We start from the raw sequence: 8,074 nt of genomic DNA on the forward strand, positions 1-8,074 counted from the left end.
GTGACCGACGCCGCCGCGCAGTGGCTGCGGATCGCGGCGCTCGGCGCGCCCGGCCTGCTCCTGGCCGCCGCCGGCAACGGCTGGCTGCGCGGCATCCAGGACACCCGCCGGCCACTGCTCTTCGTGCTCGCCCCCAACCTGCTCTCCGCGCTGCTCTGCCCGCTGCTGGTCTATCCGGTGGGGCTGGGCCTGGCCGGCTCGGCGGTGGCGAACGTGGTCGCGCAGACCCTCTCCGGCGGTCTCTTCGCGGCGGCGCTGGTCCGCGAACGGGTCTCCCTGCGGCCCCGGCCCCGACTGATCCGACAGCAGCTCGTGCTCAGCCGGGACCTGCTGATCCGGGGCGTCGCCTTCCAGGCGAGCTTCCTCTCCGCGACCGCGGTGGCCGCCCGCTTCGGTGCCGCCGCGGTCGGCGCCCACCAGATCGCCGTCCAGCTCTGGTTCTTCACCGCGCTGGTGCTGGACGCGCTCGCGATCGCGGCCCAGGCGCTGATCGGTGCGGCGCTCGGCGCGGGCGACGCCCCCGGTGCCCGCGCCCTCGCACGCCGGATCGCGCTGCTCGGCGGCGCCTGCGGCGTCGCCTTCGCGGTGCTCATCGCCGCCGGCGCGGGTGTGGTCCCGTCCTGGTTCAGCTCCGATCCACAGGTACGCGAGCAGGCCATGGTGGCCTGGCCCTGGTTCGTCGCGCTGCAGCCGATCGGCGGCGTGGTCTTCGCCCTCGACGGCGTGCTGATCGGCGCCGGGGACGTCCGCTATCTGCGCAACCTCACCATCGTGGCGGCGCTGGGCGGGTTCCTGCCGGCGATCTGGCTCGCCTACGGGCTGGATCTCGGGCTGGGCGGGATCTGGGCCGGGCTGACGCTCTTCGTGGTGCTCCGGCTGGCCGCCCTGCTGCTGCGACTGCGCTCCGGCGGCTGGGCGGTGGTCGGCGCGGTCCGCTGAGCGGAAGCGGCCCGGGCCGCCCCTTCGTGGCGGCCCGTCAGCACTCCTCGCCGTCGCCCGGCCGCCAGCTGTCGTCGTAGATGTCGCCCTCCGGTGCCGGGGCCGTCCGGCGCTCCAGCGGCCGGTCGAACTCCAGCGCCAGCAAGCCCTTCTCCATAGCCTCACACGTGGCGTTGAGGATGGTCACGTCCGCCGAGTCGATCCACAGCCCGCGCGAGCCGGCCCGCACGTCGTCGGGATGCGGCAGGTGCCAGACCACCTGATCGCGCAGGGTGACCAGCTCCGCCCCGGGCGGGTACGCCTGCGCCTGAAAGAGGTCGAACGAGTAGACCCAGATGAAGCGGGTGGTCACGGCCAGCACCCGGATGCCGTCCCGGTCGGTGGTCGAGGCGTACTCGATCGTGCCGCGCACCCGAATGCCGTCCCGCGGCTCCCACGGGGTCCGGTCGTCGCGGGTCATCCGCGTGGCGTACCCCAGGTTCCGCCCCTGTGCCAGGTCGTCCCGCACGCTCGCCCTCGCGTCCGGAGCGAGCCGGGCGAGGAACGGATCCGGGTCGTCGAGGAGCATGGGCGTGCCGAGCCGGCCCTCGATCAGCGTCGCCCGCACCTTCGCGAGCCCGTCGGCCACCTGCTTTGCGGTGAACGGACCGGTCGCCCGGGCGGCCGGCAGCGTGATCCCCGCCTCGCCCTCGGCGAACTGCTCAGCCGGCGTGCCCACGAACACGCCCAGGGTGTTGCCGTCCGCGTCGAGGGGGCGGGGCGCAGTGGTCGGGCCACCCCGTACCGGCAGCACGACCTCGCCGTGGTTGACCTTGTCCGCGAAGCGGTAGCCGGTCGTCCCGAGGAAGCCGAGGAACCCGACGACCAGCAGCGCTGCGATGCCGCCCAGCAGCTTGCCGTTGTGCCGCTCCCAGGTCAGGCGGAGCCGTTCGGCGCGGGTCAGCTCGTGCTCCTGGACGGGCTGGCGCATCCAGTCGGGGACGCGCACCGGCTCGTCGGCGGGGGCGAAGAGGTCGTCGAGCCGGCGTGCGGGTCGAGGCGTGGGCTGTTCGTCGGTCATTCCGGTTCCAGAGTGGGGGCGGACGGGGCGGATGATCTTTGCACGGCCCGGGTCGCGCTGCTGTCCCGTCCGGCCGGTCGGATCCCCGCCCGCCCGGCCCGTCATCCCCCGGCGGGTCGGTCGCGCAGCCCGCAGGTGTCCGGGACGTCCAGGGTGTGGTCGGGGTCGTACAGCGAGTCGGGGTCAGGGGCAGGAGTGGCGAGCGGCGTCTGGTTGCTCCACTCGCCGACGTCGAGCAGCCCCTTGTCGAAGGCGGCGCAGTTGACGTTCGCGCCGTACGCGCGCATGTCGCCGAACCAGAGGCCGCTGGCGCTGGACCGGACGTCGGCCGGGTGCGGCACCCGCCAGACGAGAGTGTCGTGCACGACCGCCACCCCGTCGCCGGGCGCCACCCCGGGCCCGTGGAAGGCGTACGCCCAGACGAAGTTGGTGGTCACCTCCAGCACCCGGACGCCGGTGTCGTCGCGGACCGTCCGGTAGGTGATCCGGCCCTTCACTCGAGGCTGGTCGGGCAGCAGCCGGGCCCCCGGCGCGAGCCGGGTGGCGAAGTGCGCGAACGCGCCAGTGCGGAAGTCGTCGCGGATGGCGGGCCGGTGATCCGGGGCGAACTGCCGGATCAGCCGCTCCGGGTCCTTCGCCGTCATGAACGCGCGGTCCAGCCGGGCGGTGACCAGGGCGGTACGGATCTTCGTGAGCGCGGCCGACACCTGCTTCGTGGTGAAGTCGCCGGTCGCCTTCGCCGGCGGCAGCGTGATCCCGGCCGCCCCTTCCGGGAACGCGGCTGCGGGGGTGCCGTCGAACGGACCGGCGGTCGGGCGCGGCGAGGCCGTCGTGGTCGCCTGTATCCCGGCCGGCGGGCTCACCGTCGGGTACGCCCTGGCGGGCTCGGCCGGACGTCGGGCGTACCGGTATCCGGCCGGGCCGAGATACCCCAGCAGCGCGAGCACCAGCAGGGCGGCGACGCCGGCGAGCAGCTTCCGGGCGTGCCGGCCGAACCAGATCCGGAGCCGTACGGCGCGTCCGACCCGGATCTCCCGCTCGAGCTGGCGCACCCAGTCGGGGAACTCGTCCGGGCCGCCGGGGGAGGGGCGGTCGAGCCGCGGTGGCTCCGGGGTGAGGTCGTCACTGTTCATCGTGCGGTTCCCAGGGCAGGAGTGGCGAGGGGCGGATGATCTTCACACCTCGCCCGCGCGCCGCGGTATCCCCCGGAGGGGCGATCACCGTGGTCTGGCAGGCTTGGCGGGCGTGAGCACAGACGGTCTGATCGTGGTCGACAAGCCCGGCGGCATGACGTCGCACGACGTGGTGGCGCGGATCCGGCGGTTGGCGCGTACCCGCCGGGTGGGGCACGGCGGCACGCTCGACCCGATGGCCACCGGGGTGCTGGTGATCGGGGTGGGCCGGGCGACCCGGCTGCTCACCTACGTGATCGGCGCCGGCAAGAGCTACGCCGCGACGATCCGGCTCGGTCAGGCCACCGTCACCGACGACGCCGAGGGTGACGTGATCGCCACGACGCCGGCCGGCGCGGTGAGCGATGAGGCGGTCCGGGCGGCGCTGACCGCGCTGACTGGCGAGGTCGACCAGGTGCCCAGCGCGGTCAGCGCCATCAAGATCAACGGTCAGCGGGCGTACAAGCGGGTGCGCGAGGGGGAGAGCGTCGAGCTGCCGGCCCGCCGGGTCACCATCTCCCGGCTCGACGTCCTGGCCATCCGCCGGGACCAGCCGGACGTGGTGGACGTGGACGTGGACGTGACCTGCTCGTCCGGCACGTACATCCGGGCCATCGCCCGCGACGCGGGGCTGGCGCTCGGCGTGGGCGGCCACCTGACCGCGCTGCGGCGCACCGCGGTGGGCGGATTCACCCTGGCCGAGGCGGCCACCCTCGACGAGCTGGAACAGTGCGCGCCCGAGGTGGTGAACCTGCCGCTCGACGCGGCCGCCGACCGGTTCTTCCCGCGCCGGGACGCCAGCGCGGACGAGGCCCGGGTCCTCTCCCACGGCGGCCCGCTGGACCCGGCCGGCATCCCCGGCCCGTACGCCGTCTTCGGTCCCGGTGGTGGCCTGATCGCTATCGTCAGCGAGCGGGACGGTCGGGCCCGCGCGGAGATCGTGCTCGCCCCGGCCTGACGGCCGGGCAACTCGTCCGGCGGTCGCGGCGCCGGGGTGGTCGGCCCGCCGTCCGGCGGGGCCGATGGGTAGCAGGGGAGGAGCGGCATGCAGCGGTGGCGGGGGTACGAGGCGGCGCCCGGTGGCTGGGGGCGGTCGGTCGTCACCATCGGCGTCTTCGACGGGGTGCACAAGGGGCACCAGGCGACCATCGGCCACGCCGTGGCCCGCGCCCGCGAGCTGGGCGTCAAGTCGGTGGTGGTGACCTTCGACCCGCACCCGGCGGAGGTGGTCCGCCCCGGCTCGCATCCCGCCGTGCTGACCGAGCCGGCCCGCAAGGCGGAGCTGATCGAGGCGCTCGGCGTCGACGTGCTCTGCGTGGTTCCGTTCACCTCCGAGTTCTCCCGGCTGCCAGCCGAGGCGTTCGTGCACGACATCCTGGTCGAGCACCTGCACGCCGCGCTGGTGGTGGTCGGCGACAACTTCCGTTTCGGGCACAGAGCGGCCGGTGACGTGGCCCTGCTGGAGCGGCTCGGCCGGACCTTCGGCTTCGGGGTGGAGGCCGGCCCGCTGGTCGCGGAGGCCGGGACGGTCTTCTCCTCGACGTACATCCGCTCGTGCGTCGACGCGGGCGACGTGGCCGCGGCGGCCGCCGCGCTGGGCCGCCCGCACCGGGTGGAGGGCGTGGTGGTCCGCGGCGACCAGCGCGGCCGTGAGCTGGGTTACCCCACCGCCAACCTGCTCTGCCACCGGTACGCGGCGATCCCCGCCGACGGGGTGTACGCCGCCCGGCTGGTCCGCCGTGGCCACCGGGAGCCGCTGGCCGCGGCGGTGTCGATCGGCACCAACCCGACCTTCTCCGGCCGGGAGCGCCGGGTGGAGGCGTACGCGCTGGACTTCACCGGCGACCTGTACGGCGAGCGGCTGGCCCTGGACTTCGTGGCGCACCTGCGCGAGCAGCGCCGGTACGACTCGATCGAGCCGCTGATCGCCCAGATCGCCGAGGACGTGGAGCGTACCCGCCGCGCCCTCGGTTGAGCGCGAAACGGCCCGCCTCTCGGCCCTTCGCCGGGCGGTTCCGTCGCGGGCTGGTAGTCTGGCGGGGACGTCGACTGACCGACGTGGGGCCTCGCGTGCCTGCACGACGCCGCGGGTGCGAGGTTCGTCCGTCTCCGGTCCCAGGACCCCGACGACGGACATCAGTGATCAACCCATCGAAACAGGGAGAACATGGCGCTCGACCAGGAAGCCAAGGCCAAGATCCGCGCGGAGTACGCGACCGCCGAGGGCGACACCGGTTCGCCGGAGGTGCAGGTCGCGGTCCTCACCAAGCGGATCGCCGAGCTCACCGAGCACCTGAAGGTGCACAAGCACGACCACCACAGCCGCCGTGGGCTGCTGCTGCTGGTCGGCCGTCGCCGTCGGCTGCTCAACTACGTCCAGAAGAAGGACATCAACCGCTACCGGTCGCTCATCGAGCGGCTCGGCCTGCGCCGATGACGTGACGGGGGAGTGGCCACTCGGCCGCTCCCCCGTTCCGGTACCACAGAAGAACAGGGCCGCGCGACCACCTGAGAGGGAGCCGGTCAGCGTACCGGTCTCCGGTAGTGGCCCCCGGGAATCCCGGCATCATGCCGGCCACCCGGGCGCTTCGATCGAAGACCGGCCGTCTGAGCAGCTCCCGTGTCGTGGGCCCACGACGCGAAGGAGCACGACAGCACATGACCGAGACCAACCTCGGCACCGAATCCCGCACCGCGGTGATCGACAACGGGTCCTTCGGCACCCGCGAGATCACCTTCTCCACCGGCCGGCTGGCCCGCCAGGCCGCCGGCTCCGTCATCGCCCAGCTGGGCGAGACGGTCGTCCTCTCCGCCACCACCGCCGGCAAGCAGCCGAAGGAGCAGTTCGACTTCTTCCCGCTGACCGTCGACGTCGAGGAGCGGATGTACGCCGCGGGCCGGATCCCCGGTTCGTTCTTCCGCCGCGAGGGTCGCCCCAGCGAGGACGCGATCCTCACCTGCCGGCTGATCGACCGGCCGCTGCGCCCGTCGTTCGTCAAGGGCCTGCGCAACGAGGTCCAGGTCGTCGAGACCGTCCTCGCGCTCGACCCGCAGCACCCGTACGACGTCGTGGCGATCAACGCCGCCTCGATGTCGACCAAGCTCTCCGGCCTGCCGTTCTCCGGCCCGATCGGCGCGACCCGGGTCGCGCACATCGACGGCCAGTGGGTCGCCTTCCCGACCCTGGAGGAGCTGGCCCGGGCCACCTTCGACATGGTCGTGGCCGGCCGGGCGCTGGCCGACGGCGACGTCGCGATCATGATGGTCGAGGCCGAGGCGACGCCGAACGCCGTGGCCCTGATCGCGGGCGGCGCCACCGCCCCGACCGAGGAGATCGTGGCCAGCGGCCTGGAGGCCGCGAAGCCGGCGATCCGCGAGCTGTGCCGCGCGCAGAGCGAACTGGCCGAGGTGGCCGCCAAGCCGGTCGCCGAGTTCCCGGTCTTCCTGGACTACCAGAACGACGCGTACGACGCGGTGGCCGACCTGGCCCGCGCCGAGGTCGCCGAGGCCCTCAAGATCGCCGGTAAGCATGACCGCGAGGAGGCCCTGGACCGGGTCAAGGCCAAGGTCGCCGAGGAGCTCGGCCCGCGCTTCGAGGGCCGGGAGAAGGAGCTCAGCGCCGCCTTCCGGTCGCTGACCAAGTCGGAGGTCCGCAACCGGGTGCTGCGCGAGCAGGTCCGGATCGACGGCCGCGGCCCGCGCGACATCCGTCCGCTGACCGCCGAGGTCGGCGTGCTGCCGCGGGTGCACGGCTCGGCGCTGTTCGAGCGGGGCGAGACCCAGATCCTGGGCGTCACCACGCTCAACATGCTGCGCATGGAGCAGATGGTGGACACCCTGTCCCCGGAGAACCGCAAGCGCTACATGCACAACTACAACTTCCCGCCGTACTCCACCGGTGAGACCGGTCGGGTCGGTTCGCCGAAGCGGCGCGAGATCGGCCACGGCGCTCTCGCGGAGCGGGCGCTGATCCCGGTGCTGCCGTCGCGCGAGGAGTTCCCGTACGCCATCCGGCAGGTCTCCGAGGCGCTCGGCTCCAACGGCTCCACCTCGATGGGTTCGGTCTGCGCCTCGACGCTGGGCCTGCTCTCCGCCGGTGTGCCGCTGAAGGCACCGGTGGCCGGCATCGCCATGGGTCTCATCTCGGACGAGGTCGAGGGCAAGACCGAGTACGTGACGCTGACCGACATCCTCGGCGCCGAGGACGCGTTCGGCGACATGGACTTCAAGGTCGCCGGCACCCGGGACTTCGTCACCGCGCTGCAGCTCGACACCAAGCTCAACGGCATCCCGTCGGACGTGCTGGCCGCCGCGCTGCAGCAGGCTAACGAGGCCCGGCAGACCATCCTCGACGTGATGCAGGCGGCGATCGAGGCTCCGGCCGAGATGAGCGACTACGCGCCGCGGGTCACCACCGTCAAGATCCCGGTCGACAAGATCGGCATGGTGATCGGCCCCAAGGGCCAGACCATCAACGCCATCCAGGACGAGACCGGCGCCGAGATCTCCATCGAGGACGACGGCACCATCTACGTCGGCGCGACCAACGGGCCGTCGGCCCAGGCCGCGGTCGAGCGGATCAACGCGATCGCCAACCCGACCCTGCCGAAGGTCGGCGACCGGTTCCTCGGCACGGTGGTGAAGACCGCCGCGTTCGGCGCTTTCATCTCGCTGCTGCCGGGCCGGGACGGCCTGCTGCACATCTCCAAGGTGGGCGACGGCAAGCGGGTCGAGAAGGTCGAGGACTACCTCAACGTCGGCGACAAGGTCGAGGTGGAGATCGCGGACATCGACGCCCGCGGCAAGATCTACCTGGACAAGGTCCGCCCGGAGGGCGCCGAGGCGCCGGCCGCCGGCGAGGCCGGTGCCGAGCGTCCGGCCGGCCGGGCCGGGGGCGACCCGC

Annotated in this window: 7 protein-coding genes; 5 read left to right on the forward strand and 2 right to left on the reverse strand. The window is 73.2% G+C overall.

Annotated features, from left to right (window positions below):
* The coding region (locus DKL51_RS04940; protein WP_124811779.1) for an MATE family efflux transporter at positions 1-939 on the forward strand (939 nt) is incomplete at its 5' end.
* Positions 940-976: 37 nt separating this feature from the next.
* Here the strand turns inward: DKL51_RS04940 and DKL51_RS04945 are convergent.
* Together DKL51_RS04945 and DKL51_RS04950 are read right to left on the reverse strand one after the other, a co-directional pair.
* Complete coding sequence (locus DKL51_RS04945; RefSeq protein WP_109942965.1) at positions 977-1,999, reverse strand: hypothetical protein; 1,023 nt, start codon at positions 1,997-1,999, stop codon at positions 977-979.
* 101 nt (positions 2,000-2,100) lie between these two features.
* Positions 2,101-3,132, reverse strand: coding sequence for a hypothetical protein (locus DKL51_RS04950; protein ID WP_124811780.1), 1,032 nt, complete (start codon positions 3,130-3,132; stop codon positions 2,101-2,103).
* A gap of 112 nt (positions 3,133-3,244) precedes the next feature.
* Between DKL51_RS04950 and truB the strand changes: the two genes are divergently transcribed.
* The 4 genes from truB to DKL51_RS04970 all read left to right on the forward strand — a co-directional run.
* Positions 3,245-4,129: a tRNA pseudouridine(55) synthase TruB gene (gene truB / locus DKL51_RS04955; RefSeq protein WP_124811781.1), complete on the forward strand. Its 885-nt coding sequence runs from the start codon at positions 3,245-3,247 to the stop codon at positions 4,127-4,129.
* An 87-nt stretch (positions 4,130-4,216) separates the two neighbouring features.
* Positions 4,217-5,146, forward strand: a complete 930-nt coding sequence (locus DKL51_RS04960; protein ID WP_124811782.1) for a bifunctional riboflavin kinase/FAD synthetase — start codon at positions 4,217-4,219, stop codon at positions 5,144-5,146.
* Positions 5,147-5,338: 192 nt separating this feature from the next.
* On the forward strand, positions 5,339-5,608 hold the full coding sequence (gene rpsO, locus DKL51_RS04965) for a 30S ribosomal protein S15 (protein WP_043962418.1): 270 nt from the start codon (positions 5,339-5,341) through the stop codon (positions 5,606-5,608).
* Positions 5,609-5,829: 221 nt separating this feature from the next.
* On the forward strand, positions 5,830-8,074 hold a 2,245-nt coding region (locus DKL51_RS04970; RefSeq protein ID WP_124811783.1), incomplete at its 3' end, for a polyribonucleotide nucleotidyltransferase.

It is taken from the genome of Micromonospora globispora (genome assembly GCF_003857015.1).
GTDB lineage: Bacteria > Actinomycetota > Actinomycetes > Mycobacteriales > Micromonosporaceae > Micromonospora > Micromonospora globispora.